The 24,175-nt window shown below is 34.8% G+C and carries 26 protein-coding genes; 19 read left to right on the top strand and 7 right to left on the bottom strand.

The features are described from left to right. The first annotated feature begins 14 nt into the window (after nucleotides 1-14). The 10 genes from KIM67_RS01265 (at nucleotide 15) to KIM67_RS01310 (ending at nucleotide 7,802) form a co-directional block, all read left to right on the top strand. The gene (locus KIM67_RS01265; RefSeq protein WP_213829562.1) at nucleotides 15-431 is read left to right on the top strand and encodes a Fur family transcriptional regulator; all 417 of its coding nucleotides are present in this window, start codon (nucleotides 15-17) and stop codon (nucleotides 429-431) included. 57 nt (nucleotides 432-488) lie between these two features. Then, complete coding sequence (locus KIM67_RS01270; RefSeq protein ID WP_213829563.1) at nucleotides 489-845, top strand: STAS/SEC14 domain-containing protein; 357 nt, start codon at nucleotides 489-491, stop codon at nucleotides 843-845. Between the two features lie 11 nt (nucleotides 846-856). After that, nucleotides 857-1,228: a DUF3703 domain-containing protein gene (locus KIM67_RS01275; protein WP_213829564.1), complete on the top strand. Its 372-nt coding sequence runs from the start codon at nucleotides 857-859 to the stop codon at nucleotides 1,226-1,228. Then, nucleotides 1,228-3,201, top strand: a complete 1,974-nt coding sequence (locus KIM67_RS01280; protein ID WP_213829565.1) for a heavy metal translocating P-type ATPase — start codon at nucleotides 1,228-1,230, stop codon at nucleotides 3,199-3,201. The genes KIM67_RS01275 and KIM67_RS01280 overlap by 1 nt, the downstream gene beginning before the upstream one ends. Before the next feature lie 85 nt (nucleotides 3,202-3,286). Next, nucleotides 3,287-3,772, top strand: a complete 486-nt coding sequence (locus tag KIM67_RS01285) for an asparaginase domain-containing protein (RefSeq protein WP_213829566.1) — start codon at nucleotides 3,287-3,289, stop codon at nucleotides 3,770-3,772. Between the two features lie 9 nt (nucleotides 3,773-3,781). Continuing rightward, the gene (locus KIM67_RS01290) at nucleotides 3,782-4,699 is read left to right on the top strand and encodes a LuxR C-terminal-related transcriptional regulator (protein WP_213829567.1); all 918 of its coding nucleotides are present in this window, start codon (nucleotides 3,782-3,784) and stop codon (nucleotides 4,697-4,699) included. A gap of 259 nt (nucleotides 4,700-4,958) precedes the next feature. Beyond that, nucleotides 4,959-5,795: an RteC domain-containing protein gene (locus KIM67_RS01295; protein WP_213829568.1), complete on the top strand. Its 837-nt coding sequence runs from the start codon at nucleotides 4,959-4,961 to the stop codon at nucleotides 5,793-5,795. A 320-nt stretch (nucleotides 5,796-6,115) separates the two neighbouring features. Continuing rightward, the gene (locus KIM67_RS01300; RefSeq protein WP_213829569.1) at nucleotides 6,116-6,400 is read left to right on the top strand and encodes a helix-turn-helix domain-containing protein; all 285 of its coding nucleotides are present in this window, start codon (nucleotides 6,116-6,118) and stop codon (nucleotides 6,398-6,400) included. Nucleotides 6,401-6,403: 3 nt separating this feature from the next. Continuing rightward, complete coding sequence (locus tag KIM67_RS01305; RefSeq protein ID WP_213829630.1) at nucleotides 6,404-7,156, top strand: hypothetical protein; 753 nt, start codon at nucleotides 6,404-6,406, stop codon at nucleotides 7,154-7,156. Then, nucleotides 7,140-7,802, top strand: coding sequence for an ATPase (locus KIM67_RS01310; protein WP_213829570.1), 663 nt, complete (start codon nucleotides 7,140-7,142; stop codon nucleotides 7,800-7,802). Before KIM67_RS01305 ends, KIM67_RS01310 begins: the two co-directional genes overlap by 17 nt. Nucleotides 7,803-7,835: 33 nt before the next feature. On the opposite strand, the gene KIM67_RS01315 is transcribed toward KIM67_RS01310, so the two are convergent. From KIM67_RS01315 to KIM67_RS01335, 5 genes are all read right to left on the bottom strand, one after another. Beyond that, entirely contained in the window at nucleotides 7,836-8,933 is a 1,098-nt protein-coding gene (locus KIM67_RS01315) for a response regulator (RefSeq protein WP_213829571.1), read from the bottom strand. A gap of 2 nt (nucleotides 8,934-8,935) precedes the next feature. After that, nucleotides 8,936-11,161: a sensor histidine kinase gene (locus KIM67_RS01320; RefSeq protein ID WP_213829572.1), complete on the bottom strand. Its 2,226-nt coding sequence runs from the start codon at nucleotides 11,159-11,161 to the stop codon at nucleotides 8,936-8,938. Further along, nucleotides 11,158-12,390, bottom strand: a complete 1,233-nt coding sequence (locus KIM67_RS01325) for a DNA cytosine methyltransferase (RefSeq protein WP_213829573.1) — start codon at nucleotides 12,388-12,390, stop codon at nucleotides 11,158-11,160. Before KIM67_RS01325 ends, KIM67_RS01320 begins: the two co-directional genes overlap by 4 nt. Before the next feature lie 2 nt (nucleotides 12,391-12,392). Then, nucleotides 12,393-12,608, bottom strand: coding sequence for a helix-turn-helix domain-containing protein (locus tag KIM67_RS01330; RefSeq protein WP_213829574.1), 216 nt, complete (start codon nucleotides 12,606-12,608; stop codon nucleotides 12,393-12,395). A gap of 189 nt (nucleotides 12,609-12,797) precedes the next feature. Beyond that, nucleotides 12,798-13,427 (bottom strand): N-acetylmuramoyl-L-alanine amidase, encoded by a 630-nt coding sequence (locus tag KIM67_RS01335; RefSeq protein ID WP_213829575.1) that lies wholly within the window; start codon nucleotides 13,425-13,427, stop codon nucleotides 12,798-12,800. Between the two features lie 189 nt (nucleotides 13,428-13,616). Here KIM67_RS01335 and KIM67_RS01340 point away from each other — a divergent pair, with 189 nt between their 5' ends. Genes KIM67_RS01340 through KIM67_RS01380 form a run of 9 tightly spaced genes read left to right on the top strand, consistent with a single transcriptional unit; the run spans nucleotide 13,617 to nucleotide 20,878 of the window. Further along, the gene (locus tag KIM67_RS01340; protein ID WP_073243663.1) at nucleotides 13,617-13,904 is read left to right on the top strand and encodes a hypothetical protein; all 288 of its coding nucleotides are present in this window, start codon (nucleotides 13,617-13,619) and stop codon (nucleotides 13,902-13,904) included. Between the two features lie 36 nt (nucleotides 13,905-13,940). After that, a complete protein-coding gene (locus KIM67_RS01345) occupies nucleotides 13,941-14,225 on the top strand; it encodes a hypothetical protein (protein ID WP_130962967.1) in 285 nt (94 codons plus the stop codon). Beyond that, a complete protein-coding gene (locus KIM67_RS01350; RefSeq protein ID WP_213829576.1) occupies nucleotides 14,212-16,614 on the top strand; it encodes a TraG family conjugative transposon ATPase in 2,403 nt (800 codons plus the stop codon). Before KIM67_RS01345 ends, KIM67_RS01350 begins: the two co-directional genes overlap by 14 nt. A 4-nt stretch (nucleotides 16,615-16,618) precedes the next feature. Continuing rightward, the gene (locus KIM67_RS01355) at nucleotides 16,619-17,206 is read left to right on the top strand and encodes a conjugal transfer protein (RefSeq protein WP_213829577.1); all 588 of its coding nucleotides are present in this window, start codon (nucleotides 16,619-16,621) and stop codon (nucleotides 17,204-17,206) included. Between the two features lie 2 nt (nucleotides 17,207-17,208). Next, nucleotides 17,209-18,051 carry a hypothetical protein gene (locus KIM67_RS01360; protein WP_130962965.1) on the top strand — a complete coding sequence of 281 codons (843 nt, stop codon included), beginning with the start codon at nucleotides 17,209-17,211 and terminating at the stop codon, nucleotides 18,049-18,051. A gap of 20 nt (nucleotides 18,052-18,071) precedes the next feature. After that, the gene (locus tag KIM67_RS01365) at nucleotides 18,072-18,686 is read left to right on the top strand and encodes a conjugal transfer protein TraK (RefSeq protein ID WP_213829578.1); all 615 of its coding nucleotides are present in this window, start codon (nucleotides 18,072-18,074) and stop codon (nucleotides 18,684-18,686) included. Nucleotides 18,687-18,716: 30 nt separating this feature from the next. Beyond that, nucleotides 18,717-19,646 carry a conjugative transposon protein TraM gene (gene traM / locus KIM67_RS01370; RefSeq protein WP_213829579.1) on the top strand — a complete coding sequence of 310 codons (930 nt, stop codon included), beginning with the start codon at nucleotides 18,717-18,719 and terminating at the stop codon, nucleotides 19,644-19,646. 31 nt (nucleotides 19,647-19,677) lie between these two features. Continuing rightward, on the top strand, nucleotides 19,678-20,508 hold the full coding sequence (locus KIM67_RS01375) for a DUF4138 domain-containing protein (RefSeq protein ID WP_213829580.1): 831 nt from the start codon (nucleotides 19,678-19,680) through the stop codon (nucleotides 20,506-20,508). 7 nt (nucleotides 20,509-20,515) lie between these two features. Continuing rightward, a complete protein-coding gene (locus KIM67_RS01380) occupies nucleotides 20,516-20,878 on the top strand; it encodes a hypothetical protein (RefSeq protein WP_213829581.1) in 363 nt (120 codons plus the stop codon). A 13-nt stretch (nucleotides 20,879-20,891) separates the two neighbouring features. Here the strand turns inward: KIM67_RS01380 and KIM67_RS01385 are convergent, their stop codons facing one another. Continuing rightward, on the bottom strand, nucleotides 20,892-22,550 hold the full coding sequence (locus KIM67_RS01385) for a hypothetical protein (RefSeq protein ID WP_213829582.1): 1,659 nt from the start codon (nucleotides 22,548-22,550) through the stop codon (nucleotides 20,892-20,894). Then, nucleotides 22,531-24,129 carry a hypothetical protein gene (locus KIM67_RS01390; protein ID WP_213829583.1) on the bottom strand — a complete coding sequence of 533 codons (1,599 nt, stop codon included), beginning with the start codon at nucleotides 24,127-24,129 and terminating at the stop codon, nucleotides 22,531-22,533. The genes KIM67_RS01385 and KIM67_RS01390 overlap by 20 nt, the downstream gene beginning before the upstream one ends. Nucleotides 24,130-24,175: the final 46 nt, after the last annotated feature.

Genomic DNA, 24,175 nt, shown 5'->3' on the forward strand with positions numbered 1-24,175 from the left:
AATAACATCATTAGATGAAAGAAATAGAAAAAACATTGGAAAACAAAAGTGTGCGACCTACGGCAATGCGCATTTTGATTTATAAGTATATGGCCGAGAAAGAAATTGCTATTGCATTAACGGACATTGAGAATGCTTTCGCGAAAGCGGACAGAACTACGCTTTACCGAACCTTAAAAACTTTTGAAGAAAAGGGAATCGTGCATCAAATCGACGATGGCACCAATATTTCAAAATATGCGCTTTGTGAACCTGGGTGCAATTGTGAAATCGAACAAGATTTACACCTGCATTTTCATTGCAACAACTGCGATGAAACCGTATGTCTTACAGAACATAAGATACCGCAGGTTAATCTACCAGATGGATATGTGGCTGAGGATGCTAACTTGGTTATAAAAGGTATTTGCGAAAAGTGTAGCGGGCAATAAATGCACTTCCGTTGCACGGTTTAAACCTGTACTTTGAACTCTGAAAAATAAGAACTTATGATACAGTTTATAGATACGAAAAAAGAGAGCCTGATTGCCGCAAAGCTTTCGGGTAAATTGAACGAAGAAAATTTAAAAACCATTCACAAACAAATCCATCGAATCATCGACAAGGGTCACAAAGTGGACTTCTATTTTGAAATGGAAGATTTTGAAGGCTATACTATTAAAGGATTTTGGGAAGACATCAAGACTGATGTAGCCCATATCAAGGATTACGGGAAAATAGCATTTGTTGGAAATGAAAAATGGCAGGAATGGGCAGCAAAGGCAACCGATTTCTTTACCGGAAGCGAGGCCAAATATTTTGAAGCCAAAAATAAGGAACAGGCTATGACTTGGATTAATTTATAAAAACTTGTTTGATGAAATATAATACCAACATCCCTAAAGGTTTAAAAGAACACTATGATAAGGAATTGAATCTATATCGTAATACATTGAATCGGAAAGATTATGGAATTGCTTGGAAGCATCTTGAACGCTCGCACATACTTGGGCAGTCCTATCCTTACGAACATACCTATTCTCATTGGCTAATGCTCAAATTTGGCTTTAGACAAAAAAATACAAAAGAAATTTTAGGTCAAGTTGTTCGATTGGTCGTTGGCGGGTGGAAATCATTTATTGACCACGTGCCCGTAGGAAATACGGGTGGTGCTAAAGTTCCACCTCTTAAGAGAATGGAACTTCCTCACGACTTGGAAATTATCTTAAACCAATACAGACCAACCTAATGAAAAAGAAAAAAGTAAACTTACGTGATTTAGACCCTAAAGAACATAAGGGCGAGCACAGCCACGATGACGGACACAATCACAGCAGTCCGGAAGAATTGTCAAACTTCAGAATTTATTTGCCTGCCATTTTCAGCTTTGTGATGCTGATTGCTGGAATTGCCATTGATTATTTTGATGCCTTTCCTTTTTTTGAAGGTTGGATTCGCGTTGTCTGGTATACGGTAGCTTATATCCCGGTTGGATTTCCTGTCATACGGGAAGGTTGGAATAGTATCTTAAAAGGCGACTTCTTCACAGAATTTTTCTTGATGTCCATCGCCACTTTGGGGGCATTTGCCATAGGTGAATATCCCGAAGGTGTGGCGGTGATGCTTTTCTACGCCGTAGGCGAACTGTTTCAAAACGCAGCGGTCAATCGCGCCAAAAGAAATATTAAAGCATTACTCGACGTGCCCCCTAATGAAGCATTGGTCTATCGAGATAATGATTTTGTCTCTGTCAATCCTGAAACCGTCGAGATTGGCGAGAAAATTCAGGTTCGGGTGGGTGAAAAAGTACCACTCGATGGTATTTTACTTTCAGATAAAGGGTCGTTTAATACAGCAGCTTTGACAGGTGAAAGCAAGCCCGATACCATTGCGAAAGGCGAAAAGGTTTTTGCGGGAAGCATCAATCTCGATGGTGTCATCGAAGTTGAAACCACTAAAGAGTTTAAGGACAGTTCCATTGCCCGTATTCTGGATATGGTGCAGAATGCCACCGCCCGTAAATCAAAGACTGAACTGTTCATCAGAAAGTTTGCACGGATTTACACACCTATCGTTGTATTTCTGGCTATTGGTCTGACTTTTCTTCCTTATTTCTTTATTGATGATTACGTGTTTCGTGATTGGTTGTACAGAGCATTAATTTTCTTAGTTATTTCCTGTCCCTGTGCATTGGTTATTTCCATTCCTTTGGGCTATTTCGGTGGTCTGGGTGCAGCATCACGTAACGGTATTTTATTCAAGGGCGCATCCTTTTTGGATGCGATGACCAAAGTAAATACCGTGGTAATGGACAAAACGGGAACTGTAACCAAGGGTGTTTTTAAGATTAAGGAAGTTGTAAATAGTTCTGGTTTCTCGGAAGCGGAATTTATGAAATACTTGATGGCAATGGAAGAACAATCCACCCATCCCATTGCCAAGGCTATATTGGAATATAAAGCCGAGGGCGCAGATTTAGAGGCCTCAAATGTCTATGAGGTTGCAGGAAAAGGCCTAAAAGGAACGGTCAATGAAAAAACTGTTTTGATAGGTAATAAAGCGTTGATGACATCAAATGGCATCGAAGTTCCGTCTGCAACCAATGATATTGTGGAATCAATCGTAATGGTAGCCATCGACAGAAAATTTGCGGGCTACGTTACCATTGCCGATGAACTGAAGGAAGATGCCCACCAAGCGATAAAACAAATCAGGGATTCTGGGATTTCTAAAGTAATAATGCTTTCTGGTGATAAGGATTCCATAACCCAACAGATAGCTAAAGAATTAAAAATCGATTGGGCAAAAGGTGACCTATTACCCGAAGATAAACTGAATGAAGTCGAAGAACTCAAAAGACAACCTGATTCGAAAGTAGCATTCATAGGCGATGGCATTAACGATGCGCCAGTATTAGCTGTAAGTGATGTAGGTATAGCAATGGGCGGTTTGGGCAGCGATGTTGCTATCGAGACTGCAGATGTCATTATACAGACCGACCAACCGAGCAAGATTGCACGAGCAATAAAAATTGGTCGTTCTACCCGAAGAATTGTTTGGCAAAATATTGCCTTGGCATTCGGTGTAAAATTTATAGTTCTCATTTTGGGTGCAGGTGGACTTGCCACAATGTGGGAAGCTGTTTTTGCTGATGTTGGTGTGGCGTTGCTTGCAATCCTCAATGCAGTACGGTTGCAGAAAATGAAATGGCAAGATTCTTAGAATACCTGTAAATCGTGATGTGCTGAATGAAAGTACATTGCAAATAATAACCATTATATTTATAGGTCACAACAAGTCCTATTTTATGATACATATAATTACAACAGGTGGTACAATTGAGGGGCTGGACTATGATTCAGAAAAGAATCAGACTCAAGAAAATAAAATCTCGATTGAGGATTTTTTTAGGTCGGCAAATGTTTCATTTTCCTATTCAATAGAGAATGTCCTCAATAAAGATAGTCGCTTTATTACAGACGATGACCGTAGGCTTTTGGTTGATAAAATCAAAGCTACGAGCGCGAAAAAAATAATAGTTACCCACGGTACTTTCACTATGGAAGATACCGCAAAATATATCGGAAAACTTAACCTAAATAAAACGATAGTCTTGGTTGGCTCATTCGTTCTAGGTTCATCTTATGGCACGGATGCCCCTTTTAATTTAGGTTATGCAATATGCTCAGTACAATTTCTAAAACCAGATGTATATGTGGCTATGAATGGCACTATATTTCATTGGAAGAATGTCACAAAAAATTTAGAAACCAACAAATTTGAGCAGAGATGAAAAAGATAAATGTTTGGAACATCAATACATTGGACTACTTTTTTCTATCTTTTATTAGATACGGTCATTGTATTGTTTACACTTTACTACTCAACTCGAAAAGATTCAAGTGGTTATAAACGATTTTTATCTTTGGGTATTTTATTTATTACCTATAATCTAACAGGTGGATTTTTGCCAATTAAGAACTTTCCTGGTCCTCTCATTATTCAGTACATTATAACTTATGGCGTTGCCATAGCTCTATGTGTTTATATAGTTTACTACCTCTATAAAGAATATGATATCATTGTATTAAAGTACAATTCTTCTATTAGAAATTTAGCGATTTTGTCTTCTGGAAGTTTTATTATACTATTTTTAATTCCATACTTTTTTACCTATTCCTTAGACGCTTCAAGGTTACTTTTTACCATACCTATTTCTGTTCTTGCCTTTGTGTTTTTAGGTATGTTTTATGAAAGAATTTCCCATCCAAACAATCCAAATGAATACATCCTACGTCGTAATAGGTTATCAATGATTAGTGTGACAAGTATTGCATTGTTACCTATATTAACCTTAATCGGGGATTTTCAATGGTTGACTTTTACTGTTATGAATGCTGCTTTTTATGCTATAACCATTATTGAAATAGACCGACATTTGTATTTTTTGGAAAACAAGACCAAAATGTATGAAGTATTTGCAATGAGCAAGGAACAGGCAATTAACTCGGCAGAAACGAAAATAATCTACGAAAACTTGACACGAAGGGAAATAGAAATTACCTTATCTATTCTGAGTAATCTTAGTTACAAACAAATAGCCAAAGATTTATTCATTGCTGAAAGTACTGTCTCTAAACACGCTTCTAATATCTATAAAAAAACTGGTGTAAAAAATAGAAGACAATTCATTAGTCGATATCGAAAAAAGGCGAAGTAGCGTTGTTCTTGATACTATAACAATTACCGTAGGAAAATACGGTTTATTCCGTACATATCTACGGAATAAAATACCCTTCTTTCAAAATTATGTTATTACATTTCAGTTGTTCTTTGGCCGCCCTTTGTCGTAAAAACTTCTACTTTCAAGTACCTGTCCCACACATTCGCAACTAAAGAATTCTAACAACCACTAACAACCCATCCAAACTAAGACCGCCCACAATAATGTTGGTGCTTAACTGTATTTATGGCTATAAATGGATTTAGAATCACTAGGCGAAAATCTTCTCGTAGAATTAGACGGGATAAGGCTCGAAAATCTTCCGATTTTGGAACTATCCTATCGTTCCATCGAGTTAAGTAGAAATTTGCTTACCGTTTTTAAAAGAAATATTTTGGCTAATGATTTTAAAAGTATTGATGATGAAATTGATTTCTTTAAAAAAATAAAACAAGTACCATTAATTAAACTTATATACTTCTCAGAGATTCATTCTTTTGAAATTCAATTTCCTAAAGCTGATAGAGCTGCCCAACTAAAATTTATAAAAAAGAAGATTGGTAAACTAAATCGCTTTTTTCTTTATAACCTTGACTTTGGCCAATACGTAAAATCTGGGGCAACCCATTTTGATAAGACATATTACACAAGAGACCATCTCGATAAGTATCATATCACTACTTCTAAATTCTATTTTCAAGACCCTGATTTTTGTACGCCAAGAGATATGCTTTTAGGAAAGTTCAAGGCCTATACTTCCCTTATTAATTATATGGCCCAAAAGAAACATTCTATTAAAAATAGATTGAATGGTTTTAGTGTGAATATAAAACCTACTGAAAAAATTATTTGGCCATTCACAAATACAGATTGGGTTGAGCTGCTCTACGCACTATGCGCAAAAGGTCTCGGGAAGCAGGACAATAAAAGTATTATGCAACTTTCTAGAAAGTTGCAACAGATATTTGATTTTGAACCCAAAGACATCTACAAAACCTTTCAAGACATCAAGAATCGTAAAAACAGCCGAACATTGTTCCTTGACCAGCTGATTGCTTCCCTTCTTTCAGAAATGGATAAAAGCGAGGAATAGTCGCTAACCATTCTCATTTACCTATCCTTTTATCTGCTAAAATAAGACCGTACTACGGTTGACCTACGGTAATTATATTCTCATCCTCTTTTCCATAAATTTTGGTACAATTTAAAGTTCAATTAATAGTGCAAACACCTCAAAACACCCTAAAACTAATCAAATTTCAAAATGTTAAATTTTGACCGTAGTACGGTCGTACTGGGGAATAAAATCCATTAAAGCTATTCAAATTTGTAGAACGAAAGTCAAATCAGGTCAGAGGCTATCAAATTAGTTGACAACGATGAGATAGTCTCTTTCTTTAAAACCGTTCTATTATGCCGACAAGTATTATAACAACAGACGACCTTCGGGAATTCAAAATGGAATTGCTCGATGATATTAAAAAACTACTATCCAAACAAGCTACTGGAAAGCTAAAAAAGTACCTCAAATCTTCTGAGGTAATGGACTTGCTACAAGTCAGCCCAGGCACTTTACAAAATCTTCGCATCAACGGTACATTACCCTATACCAAAGTTGGTGGTATTATCTATTATGATGCCGAAGAAATTCAAAATATAATGATTGCCAACCGTGTACATCACAGTTCAAATTCTTAAATGATGAACTATATAAAGCTACTTAATGCGGCTTTTGAAAAGTTCTATTTTGATGACCGCCTGAATCCTACCCATATCAGTTTGTATATGGCATTGTTCCAAGAATGGAACAGCAGCCGCTTTGCAGATGAATTTTATGTTAACCGTAGAGATTTAATGCGCTGTGCAAAAATAGGCTCAAAATCCACATACCATCGATGCGTTACAGATTTAGACTCGTGGCTTTACCTGTGTTATTTCCCTTCAAACAATCCATACAAGGGCAGCAAAATAAAGATGTCCATTATCGTTACAAGTGATGAACCAGATATGGGACGGTACAATCCCACATTAGAACAGCTTGCGGAACAGTACTATCCCATACGTGAACCAGTTGTGGGACAGCACCATCCCATAAATGGACAGGTTGTAGACCCACACCGTCCCGTAGGTGGACAAGCATTGGTATCTACTACAAACAATATCAAACAGGAAAACTATATAAAACAGCCAAAGGGCTGGCAGGCCGTAATTGATTTTTTTGTTGAAAAAGGTTTTAATGCTGATGAAGGAAAAAAGTTTTTTGAGCATTATGAAACTCGTAATTGGCAAACTAGCGATGGAAAAGAGATTCGAGATTGGCGCGCCCTGGCCACAAATTGGCTGGATAGAACCGAATTGTTCGACGAGGAAAACAAGTCAAACAAAAAACAAGCATCCCAAATTAAGGACAACTTGCGAACCACTAAAAACAAAGACTATGGACAACCCCTCTAAAATTACCGAAGGTGGCGTGGAATACTCATTGGGGAAATTTGATGGAAAAAGTGTTATTTATGACTTTCCAAAAATTTTGATTTATTTGAATGCCAAGGGAAAGTTGCTCTTTGGTAAAAATTTCAAAATTTATGATGAAGACAAGGATATTCTACTGAAGCTCTGTTCTTATTTTATTAGGGATAAAGATAACTGTGCCGCCTACGGAATTGACATTGAAAAAGGAATTTTACTTTCCGGACCAGTAGGTTGTGGAAAGACTAGTTTGATGAAGCTTTTGCGCCACATAGTTCCGATGCAACGCCCTTACGAAATGATTCCTTGCCGGAATGTGACTTTTGGTTTTAACCATCTTGGTTTTAAAACTGTTGAGGAATATGGGAACACCAAATTCTATTGTTTTGATGACCTTGGTGTAGAACCTGCAGGACGGTTTTATGGCAAAGACTTGAACGTAATGGGCGAAGTTCTCTTGTCTAGATATGAACTCTATCTCGATACCAAACACAAAATCAAAACTCACGCTACTACGAACCTTAATGCTGAAGAACTTGAAGAACGTTATGGAAATCGTGTTCGTAGCAGAATGCGTGAATTGTTTAATTTGATTGCTTTTGATAAGGGGGCTGGGGATAAGAGGAAATGAATGAAAAATATTTACTCGATTTTTCACTCCATATTAGGCCTTAAATAGTGAATCCATTACTTCATCTGAATCAAAGTCAGGCGAACCTTGCCTAGCGTAATAACTAGAATATCTTTCAATTAAATCCTTTAAAAATGGTAGAGATATAGTTGCAAATCTATCAATTTCTGTACTACTTATTCTTTCCTCGATTTCTTCAATTTCGATTGAGAGTTTATCCTGAAAATCGATTACGCCTGCATTGATTGAATTATGTTTTGGAACAAAGAGGTAAGAGTCCTTATTATTTTTTACTATTCGTTCAAGTTTTTGCTTTTTTGTTTTGCTTAAGTCGTCAATTGATTTTATTTCATCAATACCGTTTATTTCTTCAGAAATTTCTTTGATTCGCAACAAAAAAGCTTTTGTTACTTTCTTTTGAGCAAAATCACAAGCTGGTGTCAGAATAACATATCTAATACCATTCCAAGAAATCAAGTCTCCTGTCGAAAGCTTTTCTTTGACTGGTCGGGTGATATAGAATTCACTCGGATGCACATTATTCTCATTCAAATACTCCAACATATGAAGAATTGTATATCGAAGTAACGAATCTTCTTTTTCCTCTGGATTTCTTTTTTCGTCTAAAACCCAACTGTCTAGAGAGGTTGAAATATGATTCCAAAATATATTTTGAATTAACTCTTCGATTTTGCCGTTTCGATTTAAGAGATTTAGAATTCCTGTTGACTTAATTAGCTTAAACCTATTGAAAGTGTCAAATACGTCTACGTTATCTCTCTCGTAAACATCAAATATAGCATTTGGCACATTGAGCTCTTCAGAAATATTATGAGGCGTACCAGTAATTACAAAAGTTGGAAAACGTAAATTATCCTTAATTTCCTTGACAACTTCATTTCCTGAAGTATCTGTTCCACCTTTGCCCATTAAATCCAAGTCAACGATAGCACCGTCAAAAATATTTTCAGGATTTTTTAAGGCAGATATTGCTTCATCCTTTCCTTGTATCCAAGTGTCATTTATTTGAACCTCTTTGTTTTCCTTATTGAATAAATGGATATTTCTTCTATAAATGTCTTTGTAAATTGCTCCATCATCTTCAACTATTAAAATCTTAAGTTCTTGCATAATTATTTATTGAATTCTATTTGGAAACACACTCCGTCATTACTTTTTCTAGCCGATAGCTCTCCATTTAATCTATCAGATGCCTCACCAGCGATTGCTAAGCCAAGACCTGTACCATCAATCTTTTTAGAATAACCAGGTTCAAAAATTGCTCCTGATTCAATTTCTAAATCTGTTAGACCTGGTCCTGTATCTTTATAGTCAATAATTACTGTATTAGAACTTTCACTAACGGCAATAGTTATTTCTTTTGTGTCTGATTTAGAAACACCTAGCCAGTAAACACTATTTTCAATGAGGTTGGTCAAAGCAATATATAAGTCTTCAGACCATCCAAATATTTGTATTTTTTCATTTCCAAGAACGTTAACTTTAATGTTCGCATCGTCAAAACTCGATTTAAAGACATCTAGACTTTCATTGATTACTTTGACTACAGAAAAGTCAGCTTTTTTATCTCTTTTTTGCTTAGCTAATGGTGATATTCTTTTAAATAGAGTAGAAATGAACTTACTATTTATTTGAAATCCATTGATACTTTTAGTTAATTCATCAAGGTGTTCTTCATCTTTGGTTGCACGGTAAAACTTTAAATAGCGTTCCATAACTCTAGTTTCGGAATTAAAAAACTGTAATGGCTTACGACCTTCGTGAAGAATAAAATTGACAATTTTACCCAAAGTAGCCTGTCCTTGATATATCGCAATTGTCTTTTCAATTTCTTCTTTTAATTCTGCTTTTTTTGCTTCTTCTTCCGTTAATATGTTGTCTATTTCATCAATTGCTTTTTTATCGATTTTAAATTCTGAAAGCTTTTTACCAATAGAGGTTTTAACTTCTGCTAAACTGAATAAAGAATTTATGGTGTCTTGTACTTTAGTTTGTTTTCCTCTGCTTTTTTCGCTTTTAATTCTATAAGCTAACCTTCTAGTTTCTAGTTCGAATAAAGCTTTCTGTGCAAGTTCCTTTAAACCAAAGTAATATTCATTTTCTTTTAATCCATCTCTTGCACTTTTTTCCTCAAGTCCAGATTTTTCTTCGGATTGAATTGTGACAAAACCAACGATTTGATTATTACTAATTTTTAATGTGAAGTTTTGTATTCTATCCTTGTCCAAATCCAACCAATCAATTCCACCATTTCCGTAAGGTCTAATTCGAAAGAAGTTTTTATAAACATTAACACCATAAACTTCGTCAAGTAATCTTTTAGCTTGCCTTTTACCCATTAAGTTTTTAGATACTGGGTTGATTAGGCCTTTATTTATCAAGTTATCGATTGCTTCTGGTTCTCTATCAAAAACCCTGAAATCTACTTTCATAGAACCACAATACTTGTTGTTCCCAGAAACTTCGAAATTTGCTGAAATTTTCTCTTTTTGAACAGCTTCAGGATTTACATTGTTTTCAAATAAAAGATTAGCGTTCCCTTTATCTGAAATAGTTCCCGAAATACGGTAATCGTAAAATTGAATTATTGGATAAGTATCAATTTTTATATTCTCATCTATTTCTGGAAATGGTGAGTTTTCAAAGGATAAGTTAATTTTGAATTCATCATCAATTGATTCTTCAAAGGGTGAAATGAGTTTTCGTAATTCATTTATTAATTGTTCTAGAGTATCTCTATTCCAATAAGATAATTTAGAATCAATTTTTTCAACTGTCTCTTCTAGTCCTTCTTCATTTAAAACTACCTCTTCATACTTCTCATCTTTGGCAATGATTAATATTTCTGTACAAGATGGTTCGTTTGTATTATTCTTATCAACAAGAATTTCTATATTTTCTAAATAATCATCTGTTTTGAAAATTCTCCAATCAATAACAGTTTCTGATTTTTCACCATTTTCATCTACTGTTGAAAGTGTCATTTCTTGCCCTAAAATTGAAGCAGCAAATCGACCTATACCTTTTCTTCCTTGAAGAGTTCTTGTTCCATTTTTACTAATTTTTCTTTTTAGCTTATCGTTAGTTGCTGGAACAAGCCATTTATTTATAACTGTGTCAAAATTCATTCCGTGGCCATTGTCTCTTATGGAAATAATCAAGGCGCTTTCTTTCTCTATTTTTGTGTATTTAAATACTATGTCAACGTTAGTTGCATCTGCATCATAAGAGTTTTTAACAAGCTCAACTAATGCTGCATAGGAATCTCCAATTAAATCACTTCCTATGGTGTGAATCAACCTAGCAGCTGGTCTTATTTTGTATCCTGTATCATTCATTTTAGCTGTGCTTTAATCTGTTTTGCTATCTCTTTTGCCATCAAAGGTGGTACAGCATTTCCTATTTGTCTAAAAGCAGCACTTCTGCCTCCTTCAAAAAAGAAGTCGTCTGGGAATGATTGAATCCTAGCAGCTTCTCTGACAGAAATAGACCTTATTTGCTTGTTGTCAGGGTAAATGTAATGATGACCATCTTTCGCTATATGCGCAACCATTGTATGAGAAAGACCGTTGATATCAACAACTTTGTATCTATCAACGAATGATGTTTCGTTCTTATGAGTTTTGAGTTCAGTCGGTAAATCTGGATACTTTAATCTTTCTGATTTTTTCAGCCATTTGTTTATAGCGATTTTGTAGATATTTAAATCTCTTTCATTGTGCGGTCTCGCTATATGTTGAGTAACAAAATCAACTCCATTTCTTAATTCAAACTTTTCAAGATATGTAGTTGTAGGTTTAGCATATTTTGTTACATTTTTTTGGTCGCCAGCTTTTATTTTTTTTAAATCAGATAGAATTTGACTTATAGTAAATTCTTCATTGAGGATATCAAATTTTGGGTACTTAAAATCTGTGCCTTTTTGCCAACCGATTAAAATAATTCTTCTTCTTTTTTGTAATACTCCGAAATGCTCAGACTTTTGAATTGTATAATCTAATTCATAACCAATACGCTTAAAATATGCTTGCATATTTTTAAAATAACTTCCTTTTTCAGCAGTTATTAATCCCATAACATTCTCAAAAACGAATACTTTTGGCTCGTATTTTTTAAGGAATTTTGCGTACTCTTTATAGAGGAAATTCCGAGGGTCATTTTTCATACCATCTTTATCTCTTGACCTTCCGACAAGAGAGTAGGCTTGACAAGGTGGGCCACCGACAATTAAGTCAATTCGTTTCCCATTGACGAGTTTGTCTATTTTTTCAAAAATGATTTTGTTGTTATCTCCTCCAATTGAAATATTTATGACGGAATCGGAAAGTTCAGAATTACCAAAGCATTTTATGAACTCTTCTCTGGTCATTTTTTCTGAAATGTAATCGTAATATTTTTCTGTTCTATTTTCAGAATTTAACTTATGATATATCAGTCGTGTTTCTAAAGTATCACAGGCTTTTTTGTCTATTTCTACGTGGGCAATTGGCTTGAAACCTGCCTTGATAAAACCTTCAGATAAACCACCTGCACCTGAAAATAAATCTATGAAATTAAGGTTTTCCATAATTATTTATTCAGTTTTAAATGCCCATAAAGTTCTTCGAGAAAATCAGCAGGACTAATATCAATAGCAAGTGCTATTAAAAATGCTTCACGGGCCGTTAACTTCGTAGATTCCTCCCTACTCAAAAGACTTAATCGGGATGAACTAATACCAGTTTTTCTTGATATATCAGCTTTTTTAACCGATTTTTTAAGGAAAAGGCTTCCAATCTTTGTCATTTTTAATTTTTTAAAAGCTTTCCAAAAGTACATAAATATTTCGATTTTCTAAATAATTAGTTAGAAATAGACAATAAACGAGTCATAAATAACATCAATTAGTTCTATTTCTAATGATATAAGATATTTCAGTAAATAGAATTAAGATGAGTCCCTTTAAGGTTTTAACCACCTCTTTAAATAATTTTTTCATAACGTTAATTGAAATTTTCTTATTAATACTAGAGCAATACTTTTACTTCTTTTTGTCAAATATTTACTTTCATCCCAATTACTCAAAAACCCTAATTCCAAAAGGACAGAGGCGCAATAGCTTATTGTTTCACGTAAGACCTGAAAATTTGCAAACTTTACACCCCTACTCTCAAAACCCAGCTCAAAGTTCAGAGCATCTTGTAATTGAAAAGCAAACCAAGTAGATGTTCTAGAATATATCGATTGCTTTTTTGAAACATAAACTTCGACACCTCTTGCATTTGCATTATCCGAATGATTACAATGCAAGGACACAAATAAATCAGCTTTTAGGGCTTTGGCCAGCTTCGACCTATCGGATAAAGAAACAAGTGTATCGGTATACCTTGTAAAGTAAATATCCAAAGGGGTATCAGATTCGTTATTTAGCTTCAAAATGGCATTTGCAATATTGAGTACAACATCCTTTTCTTGGATTCCATTTATGCCTATTGCACCAGCATCTTTTCCACCGTGTCCAACATCAATAACAATTCGTTTTTGAGTACTCGATTCTTGTCCAAAAATGATGCACATTTTGAAGAGCAAAATCAAAAAACTAACGTTTTTAAGCACTTTTTTCATTTTCAATTTTCAGGTTATCAACAACTTCCCTTTAAAAATTCATAGCATTTGATGCCAATTAATAGCAAACAAATTCAATTGATTTCAAATAATATTTTATTCACAAATATTTGATTTTCAGTTATTTATGTACAAATATATGTAAATTTCAGAAAGGGAAAATGAATAAAAAATCTAAACAATTTTATTATGAAAAAATCAATCTACTTAGCAACTTTTTTATCGTTGCTCTCAACATCACTTTTTGCTCAAATTGGGGGAATTGAAGATTCCGTTAATGATGTGGGCGATACCATACGTACCATATTTCCAATTTTACTTGGTGTCATCTTTCTAGTTGGATTCCTATTTAACGCAGGACATTTCTTTGGGGAAAACGCAGACCTTAAAAAAGGTATTACTAGAGTACTTGTATTTGTTTTGATTGCGGGTGCGGTTGTGGGCATCTTCACATATTTAATAGGCATCGTAGTATAATTGAACCCTCATCGAGGGTTTTATTAAAAAAGTTGTATGAAGAAATTCGAGGTCTATAAAAACATTAGAAAAAGGGCAGTCATTTTTGGGCTGCCTATTTCCCTGTTCGCCCTAATGATGGTGTCTATTTTGGCTTCGCTGCTCATTATCATTTTCTCTTTCAGTTTCGGGATAATAATTGGCGTTCTCGTTTTTAATGCTGCCTTATATGTAGCCCTCACGAGAATAACACTTAACCCACAACTATTTCAAATGGCTAAAGCCTTCCCAAGAATAATAAGTAACAAAAGAAATTCGGGCTTCGATTATGAACAAGATTAATCTTTCGGCATATAACCCTATTGCAGATGTTCAGGACAATATCATATTTGCCAATAATGGCAATGTCGTTCTGTGCTATAAAGGAACGCTACCAGAAATTTATTCCCTATCAGAAAAAGACTTTGAGGATATACACGGCGCTTGGTTTCAGGCTTTAAAATCTTTACCTATTGGCACGGTGGTACAAAAACAGGATATCTACCTTAAAAAGAGTTACACTTCAGAAGAACTGCCGAAAACAACTTTTTTAGAAAAAGCTACACACGAGCATTTCAAAGGACGTGATTATATGGAACATCGTTGCTTTTTGTTCTTTACACTCACTAAGAACAAGGCTCTAAATAATTCAAAATATGTCAACCCTTTTCGTAAAGTTTCTAAAGGGATTGTTCAACAATTAGATGACAACGTTAAGAGCTTCATTGGCTCGGTTAGTGATTCGGTTTCCTTTATAAACAATAGCCGAAAAATGACCTTTGTCCAGCTTAAAGCGAAAGACATTCAGCACCTCACAAATGGTTATTTCAATGGATTCAATGAAGGTTTTGATACGGACATCATATTAGAAAAGAAAAGCGTCAATATTGGCGAAAACCATTTTGATGCCCTGGCTATCAATAGCGAACTGTGCTTTGGCGAAAGTGTACAGAGTAGCAAGACCAATGAGAAATTCACTTCTGACGATTTCGTGTTTCATCAAGGGTTTATTGATGGCTTAGGGCTTACGCTTAATGAGAATCATATTGTTAATCAAATCCTGTATTTGGATGATAAACAAAAGTGGCGCAAGCTTCTAGATAAGAAAGTTGAAGAACTCAACAAAAGTTCCAACTTCGGTTCACAGAACAAAGTGGTACTTGGTAAAATTCAACATATTCTCGACCAAATCAATGCAGATGACAATGCACGGATTATTCGTGGTCATCTCAACATCGTCTATTGGGATAAAAACCCTGAAAATTTAAGTCGAATCGGTTCTAAAATCAAAACTGAATTTAAGGAACTGGATATTATCCCATATTATCCAAGAGGTGAGGAACGGAAGAACTATATACTAAATAGTTACTGCTGTTTTTCTTCCAACTTTTCAAATAACGATTTATATGTAACGGATTTAAAACACGCACTATGCTTGTTTATTAATAATACAAACTACAACTCGGATGCTACTGGAATTATCTTTAATGATAGAGAACATAACGTTCCAGTTCTAAAGGACGTTTGGGACGAACGCAAGAAGCGTATCAAAGCACGAAACTTTGCCATTTTTGCACCTACTGGCGAAGGGAAGTCCTTTTTGGCAAATAACATTCTACGCCAATATTTTGAGAGTGGTGTCCGCCTAGTCATTATTGACCTTGGTGGATCCTACACCAAATTTGTCAAACTCTATCCTGAGAAATATACGGTGCTTCGTTATGAAAGTGGCAAAAATCTGGGTATTAATCCTTTTTATATAAGCGATGTGAATGACCTGACCCCTGAACGTTTGGAAGACTTGTCCGTCTTCCTGTTTGAACTGTTCGCTTCAGATTTAAAGGTTACTAAAGCGCAGTCGGTTTCAGTCAAAAAGATTCTTCGTCACTATTATGATAGCACTTCAGAAAATCATTCCTTGGATGGTTTTTACAACTTTATAGAAAGGCATCAGAAAGAGCTTCTGAACACCCTAAAAATCCATCCCGACTACTTCAATGTTACGAGCTTTTTGCACGTAATGTCAGAATATGTCGGCGATGGTCTATATAGCTTCTTATTTGAAGTCAGCGAAGACCAGACCTATAAAATTGAGGACAAAAGATTGATAGTTTTTGAACTAGATGAAGTCAAGGACAATAAGGAAATTCTATCTGTAATGTTGAAGCTGATTAAGTCGGCTATCCAAAGAACTATTTGGAAGAATCGTGCTGAAAAAGGCATCATCCTTTTCGATGAGTTTGCAAAGCAACTGAAATTCGACAACGTACTGGAAAGTGTAGAATTCTACTATCAAGCGATACGTAAACAAAATGGTGCGATTGGGATTATTCTTCAATCCATAAACCAGCTTCCCAATAACTCAACGTCAGCTAGCATATTAGAGAATACGCAGGTCATTTACAGCCTTAACAACGAAAAAGGCTATGACGAATTGGTCAAAAGGCTCAACCTCTCAAGTCACGACTTGAACCAATTAAAGTCCATCAAAAATAATCTTTCCGGACCACGGAAGTACACCGAAATTTTTATCAAGATTGGGAAGGAAAGCAACATCTTTCGGCTTGAAGTTCCTAAAGAAGTCTATGCAGCTTATCTGACCGATGGCCAGGAAAATGAGGAAATAATGAAGCTCTACAATGAGCATCACGATATGGAAAAAGCAATAATTCAATTCACATCTAAAACATAATATTATGAAGACAAAAATCAAAACAATCTTGTTCGGGCTATTCTTAATGGTTGCCCTTTTATTGCCTAACGGTGCTAACGCTCAGGGGATGCCAGTTTATGACAATACCAACTTTATCAGTTTGGTAAAATCGCTTGTGGAATCGGCAAAACAGACCTCTCAACTTATCAAGTCCGTAAAGTTCTTGAAAGATGCGAAAGAGGCAATTGAGAAAGTGTCAAGTGTTGTCCAACAACTTAGGGCAGTTGAAGAAATAGCAGCTAACAATCAACGCCTTATCAATGTAATGCAAAACGATTTGCAGGATATTTTAAACTCGCCTTATATCAAACCAGAGGAAGTTACACGAGTTGCGGAATCATTTGATGCGATAGTTCAAAACTCTTTGGACACGGTTGAATTTATGGGCGAAATTTTATCTAGTGATAATCTAAAAATGTCCGATGCTGAACGTGCTGAAGTTTTGAAGGAAAAAGAACTAGAATCAAAGCAAATGGTTTCAAATATTCAAACAAGAACGAAACGCTACAAGGATATTATATCCTTCAGAAAAATGCAGGACAAAATTAATAATAGAGAAACAGATTACTAATAATGACCGCAACTATATTTTTAGGAATTGGACTGGAATACGTCGATGCTGTATTTCAAACCATACAGAACAGTAGTTTCTCGCAATACACTATTGCCGGAATGAAAACACTTGCCGTATTGTTCTTTCTGGTCAATATCCTAAAAAAATATAATGAAGGTATTGCGGATAAGGACGGTTATACTTGGGGATTAAGTCCGGGGGAATTGACCAAGAATTTTGCCATTGTACTTCTGGTTATATTTTCAACGCAGGTTTTAGGCTTTTTTGATGGCATCTTGGTTTCCATAGAAGCGCAATATCGTGGTACAGCACCAGCTTTATTGCCATTACAGATGCAGGATATTCCTATAGAAGAAGAAATAAATTTTTTAGAGGCTGCTCAAGCGGCAATGGCCTTATTATATGAAGCTCTTGTCACACCACTTTACGGATTCAAAATATTTGCATTTATCATTAGCCTTATCCTTTGGATTTTGGATTTGTTTATTTACCCGCTATTCCTTGCTGAACGCTACTTTTTATTGGGTATAATGCAAGCCTTTTTCCCGCTGGTTATAAGTCTAGCAGTTTTTGAAAAATTCCGTTCGCTTGCTTACACATTTTTCAAGTTATATGCCGCGGTTTATATGTTGGTGCCTGCATTCTTTCTGGTTAATGTATTTGTAAACGCCCTCTATACTGAAATCAATACAAACTTCTGGACAAACCTTTTTGGGACAGATGTCGGCCAGGGCTTTTTTGCACCTGTGGTTCAGCTAGGGTCAGTTTGTTTCATTGTTTTTCTAAAGTTCAAATTATATAAACGCGCCACATCGTTTACCCTCAGATTATTTACTGCCTAGGGCAGATTAAACATATAAATATGAAAACACCATATAAGAACATATACAACGTCTTAAAGTTGAACAGATTTATCGTGTTGGCAGTTGTCATTTTTGCGATGCTAACGAGCACCTTTTCACTTTGGATGGCTTTTAAGACGAATAAAGAAGCACTTAATAGTGCCTTTGCCATTAATACCGATGGCAGTATTATTCCGCTGAAGCTTGTTACCCAAAAAGAGAATTTCAAAGTAGAGGCATTGGCGCATTTAGACCTGTTCCATAACTACTTCTATAATATCGACGCCAGTAATTATGAGCGGAATTTGGAAAAAGCGCTTTGGCTAGGTAACAGTTCCATAGACAACTTATATCGCCAGAAAAAAGCTGATGGTGTCTATAATCGATTGCTGCAATACTCACTTGTTCAAAAAGTACTAAGTATAGATTCACAAATCGAAGAACAAAACGGAACATACGTCTTTAAGACGGTAACCGTCTTTGAAATCAACAGAGGTTCAATTATAGATACCTACGAACTGGTTTCTAGCGGAAACCTAATTCCTGTGGATAGAAATTTCCCAAACAATCCGCACGGTTTGTTGATTACGAACTATTTCGAGAACACTTTAAAAAAGATAAACGATGAAAGTTGAGCCGATAATCGGCATTTAAAAACCACAATTATGAAAGTAGAAAAAAACAAAATAGTATTTGCTTCGGTATTGGCTGTGATTTTCATATTCCTTATTTCCTATTCAATGATGGTTATGGGTGATGATGAAAACGAGAACGAAAACCTTGAACAGACCTTAGTACCGGACTTGGACGAAAACCAAAAAGAATATGATTCCAAGCTTGATGCTATCAATGACCTAAAGGAAGTGCGCGAGAATAACGCACCCAGCATCTACGATGAAAAACTTTTAGATTCCACAGGTCTTTACAATCCTGATTTGCCAGAACTTGAAAAAAAACGCATTGTGGATAGTATATACAATGCAGGTAAAATTCAATACTCTGACAAGAAATACAGAAACTTAGGGCAAAAGAAAGTTGCGCAAAAGAGCGCACAACAAATCGATTCAGCCGAAATAAAAAGAGAACAAAAAATTGAAGCCAAAGAATTAGGGCTAGAACATCAGTTATTTTTTGCTGCTTCGCCAAAACCCAATGAAGTTTCAATTATTGGTAATACAGATGAAACGATATATGTGGTTGTCGATGGCGACCAGATTGTCAAAGCGAACACTAGATTACGGATGCGCCTAACCAAATCGGCTACTATTAATGGTAAGCCGATGCCAAAGAATACGCCAGTTTTTGGTTTTATCAGCTTTCAGCCAAATCGTGCCTTAATCGAAATTGAGAACATAAAGCATCATCCTACCAAACTAATGGCATTCGATTTGCTCGATGGTAGCGAAGGCATCTATGTACAGAACAATTTTAGAGCAGAGGCTACTACTGAAGTTTTGGATGATGTTATTGGTGATATCAATATCCCAACTGTTCCGCAAGTAGGCGGAATTACACAGGTATTTAGACGACGCAATCGAAGTGTGAAGGTAACTGTGCTCAACAACTACAAATTAATTCTAAAACCAAAATTATGAGGCCCATAATGGGCATTTAAAACGCACTCTTATGAAAAAGTATATTATAATTTCAGCCCTCATTATTTCCGCTTTCGCGAAAGCACAAATAAACGTAGCATTAGATACCATTTATGCAAACGATACTAAAAACGTTGCGCTATTTTTTCCAGAACCCATAAGACAAGGCATAACCGGTTCGGATAATTTTGTCTTTAGTTATAATCGTGAAAAAGAACAGTATTTTGGATTACTTCAGGCAAAGCCCGGGAAGGAAAGTAATCTACTGGTAGTCAATAGAAATGGTGCAATTTTTTCGTATATTGTAAGATATAAAAAGCAGCTGTCAAAGCTCAATTATTTTATCCCATTATCAAATAGTATTGGTAATGAGAAGCCAATCGTAGCCGATTCGATTCAGGTTGTAACTTCTGAAAAAAATATAGATAACAGAACCTACTATTATCAAAAATTCTGCACCTATCTTCTTAACAGAAACCAACGCATCGGTCGGATTAAGAAGCGCACACAGGGCATCGTCTTGACCGTTGAAAATATAGTTTTTGATAAAGAAGAACTCTATTTTGTCATTCAGATTGAGAATAATTCTACGTTGGATTACGATTTGAATTTCTTGAACCTTTTCATCGAGACTCGACAAAAAGGGAAAAGGAAATCCTTACAGAGTTTATATCAAGAACCTATTTACAAGCACCATTTGCTGTCAAAAATTGCAGAAGGTAAAATGGTAAGATTGGTTTATGTAATGCCTAAATTCTCGTTGTCCAATGACCGTAGGGCAATTTTAGAATTGAACGAGAAAGATGGTGAACGCAATATAAAACTGAACATATCACACAGATGTATCAATAACCCAAATTAATAATATTATGAAAAGATTAGTCATTTGCTCACTCGTACTTTTATTCATTTCTTGTTCTGAAACCAAGAACATGTCGCCATCTGAAACGGCAACAATTGTGGTAGAAAGTTTTTATGCTAAGGATAATAATACCTCAAAAAAACATACAACTTCTGATGGTTATGATAGTTTAATGATAATTCAAGGTTTAGTGTCAGATGCAGACAATGATGCAAAGGTTACCATATCGGATGAAGTTATAGAGACTGATACTGCGTGGGTCAAATACAGTTCTAACTATGATAATAAGCCTGGTATCTTCAAACTTATCAAAGAAAATGGTCAATGGAAAGTGACGAGTAAAGGACCAAGAGAGAAAGGGCCTTTTTAATTTCTATACTTTATTATTTTACGAAACGATGATATAAATATGGTAATGGAAGCTGTTTATGATGAAATGATGCAATGTGATGTAAAACCTCCATACCCAAGTTGTAGGGCTTGAATTCTCTAGCCTCTACAAACTTTTCTCGTAGTTCAATTATGTTGTTTTTATACTCCTTGAATGACGGTATATTCTTAAATGAAAAAACGTTACCGGACTTAGCACAATACCCCTCAGCTAAACAGATATCTACGGTATCTTCTGTTGGATACCAAGTCTGAATACTTATTTTTTCTTCAAAAAGCTTAATAAGCTCTATAACCTTGTCGTATGTTTCCTCTGAATCTAAAATAATACACCAATCAAGTATACTCGCTAACAACATTGAAGATTCTAATTTTTGTTTTGATTTACCAAAATATATGTCAACTAACTTTTCATAGTCTGGTCTAAAGAGCGGAAATAATTGTTTTATGCGATATTGATTATGAAGTGATATCAGGATTTTCTCAATCCAATTTAAACAAAAATCATCTTTTTGGTACATCCGTAGAAACTGCATTGCTAAGTTAAATTCTATCAAATGGTTGTCATATAAAGGATAATTTAAAGATGAATTTTTTGAAATAAAGGATGTCAAGGATTTGTTCACATCTGTAAGTGAGCGCAAGAATATTTCTTGCCCCGCTTTATTTTTAGTTTGAAGATATACCCAATATTGTTGCAACTCAAAATGACCAAGAATAGAAATTAGCCCCAATTCTTCCCAAGTTCTTAAGCCATACTCCAAATGGTTTTTTGAGTAGCGCTGTACGCTCTGTTCCACAAAATAATGGTCATTGACTTTATTATAATAATCTACAGCAATTAGGCGACTCAAGCTGTAAATTTTGAAATATTCTTCTTGAATGTATTTAAGCTTTAGTTTGTTACTCTTTGTTAAAAAGTTATACGTTTTCAACAGCGTTATATGGCTAAGTGTAACTGCAGATTTTAGGTTACCAACTTCATCGCTCCACTTAAACATTAAATCCAATAATAATTTTATTAAACGTATTAATTTTTGAAGTTCACGTTTTCTCAGGATTGCCTTATCAAAAAGAGCATCTAATAGCTGAATATAATGATGATATTGATAATCAGTTAAGTCCATAAATGCCAAAGTCTTTCGAAATAATGCCTGATTCTCTTTATCAAGTAATGTATCAAATAGAAAATCATCTTTTACTTGATTTGTAATATCATCAATACCTAAAAAGTCAATAACAATATTATCCTTACTATGTTTTTCCTTAAATGAAGTCCAATCTAAATCTAAGTTTTGTGAAATGACACCATTCGTTGCTAGTGTGATTCTTATAGGAAGTTTTTGTTCTTGTTGTGTAAGATGTTTATTTAAATAAACTTCAAGAATTTCTTCAAGAGATTGTTTGGCTGCGTTAACACTACCGTTCCAAGCACTTCTCGTGATATTATCTCGTTTTACGGTTAAAATTCTAATTTCAACAACTTTTTGCTTTTCTTTTTTAAATGCTAATATGTCAACACCGTATTGCCTACCCTTTTCTGGTTTGTATTTAATAGTATATCCTTGCTCAAAAAGTAGGTCTGCCAACAAAGAATCTAACTCTCCGTCTTCCTTAAGAATTGATATGTATTCACGAATTATAAAGTTCATCTTTTGAAATGTATCTGAAATGTAGTCTTTTTGCCTGTTGCCCAATTGGGTCAATAAATTCTAATCTTGGCATTTCCATTGAATGAGAAATACTTTTTGGTTCCATTACCTCTGTGAAACCTTGTTCAGTTTTTGAAAAGAAACCTTTACCCACTCTTAATCGTGTTTTGTCTGCGAAATCTAAAAATGATGGTTTCCTATTTTCAATTGCTTCATTACCTAGACCACTAAATTGGACTTTATTATAGTAAGACAATCTCTTTTCAGATGGATTAAATTCATCGTGAATTGGAAGATTGCTTAGTCGGTTAAAAAAATCGTCCGCTTTACCCGTAATTTGTTTAATTATAGCTTTGTGTTTTTTATCAGAGACTTTTTCCTTACTAAGTTTTTCTATCAATGACGGGTAATTTAAAAGCAATTCAGAATAAATTAAACTTGCGGTATGATTTATTATTTCCTGTGATTCAAGATTCTCTGCCAATATTTGAAAGAGCATTCTATAGGCAACATCTTTATCCCAAGCAAAACCGATTACTCTCAAAGCCAATAGAATAGTTTCCTCTTCATTCAATTCTTTTATCCAAGCACTATCTAATTGCAAGGAATCTCTTGTGCTTCTAATTTCACTAATCACATATTGAACTGCAAGACCATAATTATGTGATTTTAATAGCCAGGTTGATATTAGCTTATGAAAATACTTTGAATTTTTATCGTTGAAATTGTTCAAAAGATGCTCTAAAACTTGCATACCATTTGCACTTGGCAAATGAAAATCAATCCAATTTTCAAGAAATATTTTGATAATCTCAGGATTGGAGTCGAAAAATTTATCTAGCGAAAAATTTAAAGAATTGTAAATGCCAGAATATTGAAGCGGAACTTTTGCAAGATGCTTAATTGACAGATGAAATAGCTCCTCATTTTTCTGTAATTCAATAAAAGAATTTAAAGCTCTAACTAGTGCAGAATAGATATACGATGATTCAATTTTAAAGAGCTCTTGTATTCTACTATTAAATTTTGGAAAATCCTCTAGATGACGAGTATAAAAATTCATCAAGTAGGCCCAATCAATGTCTTCAAGAATTTCTTTAAACTTATTGATGTCTATTAGCTTGTTGATTCTATCGCAAAAGGAGTGTTTTTCTTCAAGGTTAATTATTGTTGCTGCGCGAAACCCGGCAGAGATTCTGAAACTGACATCGGATTCTATATTGTTGATTATTTCGTCTACAAAGTCTTCACCGACCTTATTCAATCCGTAAACAATACTTGCCCAAAACTCATAAGTATCCCTTGAAAGGTTCTTCTCAATTTCTTCTTTTATTTGTTTAGCAATTTCTGGGTTGGTCTCAGAGTACTTCTCAAGCCAAGTGTAAAATTGACCACTTGAAAAATCAGATTTAAAAAACTCGTTTATACTAGCAAAACAGCTTACGAAAAGCTCAACATCTTCTATATTATTATGTTGGTAAAATTGCTGAATATCCCTCCAGAATTGGAACTTTTCAATACTACGCGTATTGACTTTTTTTAAAAATATTAAAGAAGAAAAATCACCTTTGGTGTTCATTGTACCATTTTAATTAATTATAATTTTTAACAATATTCATCCTGCT

It is taken from the genome of Flagellimonas sp. 389 (genome assembly GCF_018449435.1).
Classification (GTDB): Bacteria; Bacteroidota; Bacteroidia; order Flavobacteriales; family Flavobacteriaceae; genus Flagellimonas.

Excerpts from the sequence above, each read along its gene's own strand:
- KIM67_RS01315 (WP_213829571.1), bottom strand. The coding sequence starts at position 8,933 with ATGCAAGAACTTAAGATTTTAATAGTTGAAGATGATGGAGCAATTTAC.
- KIM67_RS01270 (WP_213829563.1), top strand. The coding sequence starts at position 489 with ATGATACAGTTTATAGATACGAAAAAAGAGAGCCTGATTGCCGCAAAG.
- KIM67_RS01390 (WP_213829583.1), bottom strand. The coding sequence starts at position 24,129 with ATGAACACCAAAGGTGATTTTTCTTCTTTAATATTTTTAAAAAAAGTC.
- KIM67_RS01375 (WP_213829580.1), top strand. The coding sequence starts at position 19,678 with ATGAAAAAGTATATTATAATTTCAGCCCTCATTATTTCCGCTTTCGCG.
- KIM67_RS01265 (WP_213829562.1), top strand. The coding sequence starts at position 15 with ATGAAAGAAATAGAAAAAACATTGGAAAACAAAAGTGTGCGACCTACG.
- KIM67_RS01380 (WP_213829581.1), top strand. The coding sequence starts at position 20,516 with ATGAAAAGATTAGTCATTTGCTCACTCGTACTTTTATTCATTTCTTGT.
- KIM67_RS01345 (WP_130962967.1), top strand. The coding sequence starts at position 13,941 with ATGAAGAAATTCGAGGTCTATAAAAACATTAGAAAAAGGGCAGTCATT.
- KIM67_RS01330 (WP_213829574.1), bottom strand. The coding sequence starts at position 12,608 with ATGACAAAGATTGGAAGCCTTTTCCTTAAAAAATCGGTTAAAAAAGCT.
- KIM67_RS01285 (WP_213829566.1), top strand. The coding sequence starts at position 3,287 with ATGATACATATAATTACAACAGGTGGTACAATTGAGGGGCTGGACTAT.
- KIM67_RS01305 (WP_213829630.1), top strand. The coding sequence starts at position 6,404 with ATGAACTATATAAAGCTACTTAATGCGGCTTTTGAAAAGTTCTATTTT.
- KIM67_RS01335 (WP_213829575.1), bottom strand. The coding sequence starts at position 13,427 with ATGAAAAAAGTGCTTAAAAACGTTAGTTTTTTGATTTTGCTCTTCAAA.
- KIM67_RS01360 (WP_130962965.1), top strand. The coding sequence starts at position 17,209 with ATGACCGCAACTATATTTTTAGGAATTGGACTGGAATACGTCGATGCT.
- KIM67_RS01290 (WP_213829567.1), top strand. The coding sequence starts at position 3,782 with ATGTTTGGAACATCAATACATTGGACTACTTTTTTCTATCTTTTATTA.
- KIM67_RS01340 (WP_073243663.1), top strand. The coding sequence starts at position 13,617 with ATGAAAAAATCAATCTACTTAGCAACTTTTTTATCGTTGCTCTCAACA.
- traM (WP_213829579.1), top strand. The coding sequence starts at position 18,717 with ATGAAAGTAGAAAAAAACAAAATAGTATTTGCTTCGGTATTGGCTGTG.
- KIM67_RS01320 (WP_213829572.1), bottom strand. The coding sequence starts at position 11,161 with ATGAATGATACAGGATACAAAATAAGACCAGCTGCTAGGTTGATTCAC.
- KIM67_RS01385 (WP_213829582.1), bottom strand. The coding sequence starts at position 22,550 with ATGAACTTTATAATTCGTGAATACATATCAATTCTTAAGGAAGACGGA.
- KIM67_RS01350 (WP_213829576.1), top strand. The coding sequence starts at position 14,212 with ATGAACAAGATTAATCTTTCGGCATATAACCCTATTGCAGATGTTCAG.
- KIM67_RS01355 (WP_213829577.1), top strand. The coding sequence starts at position 16,619 with ATGAAGACAAAAATCAAAACAATCTTGTTCGGGCTATTCTTAATGGTT.
- KIM67_RS01280 (WP_213829565.1), top strand. The coding sequence starts at position 1,228 with ATGAAAAAGAAAAAAGTAAACTTACGTGATTTAGACCCTAAAGAACAT.
- KIM67_RS01310 (WP_213829570.1), top strand. The coding sequence starts at position 7,140 with ATGGACAACCCCTCTAAAATTACCGAAGGTGGCGTGGAATACTCATTG.
- KIM67_RS01295 (WP_213829568.1), top strand. The coding sequence starts at position 4,959 with ATGGATTTAGAATCACTAGGCGAAAATCTTCTCGTAGAATTAGACGGG.
- KIM67_RS01275 (WP_213829564.1), top strand. The coding sequence starts at position 857 with ATGAAATATAATACCAACATCCCTAAAGGTTTAAAAGAACACTATGAT.
- KIM67_RS01365 (WP_213829578.1), top strand. The coding sequence starts at position 18,072 with ATGAAAACACCATATAAGAACATATACAACGTCTTAAAGTTGAACAGA.
- KIM67_RS01325 (WP_213829573.1), bottom strand. The coding sequence starts at position 12,390 with ATGGAAAACCTTAATTTCATAGATTTATTTTCAGGTGCAGGTGGTTTA.
- KIM67_RS01300 (WP_213829569.1), top strand. The coding sequence starts at position 6,116 with ATGCCGACAAGTATTATAACAACAGACGACCTTCGGGAATTCAAAATG.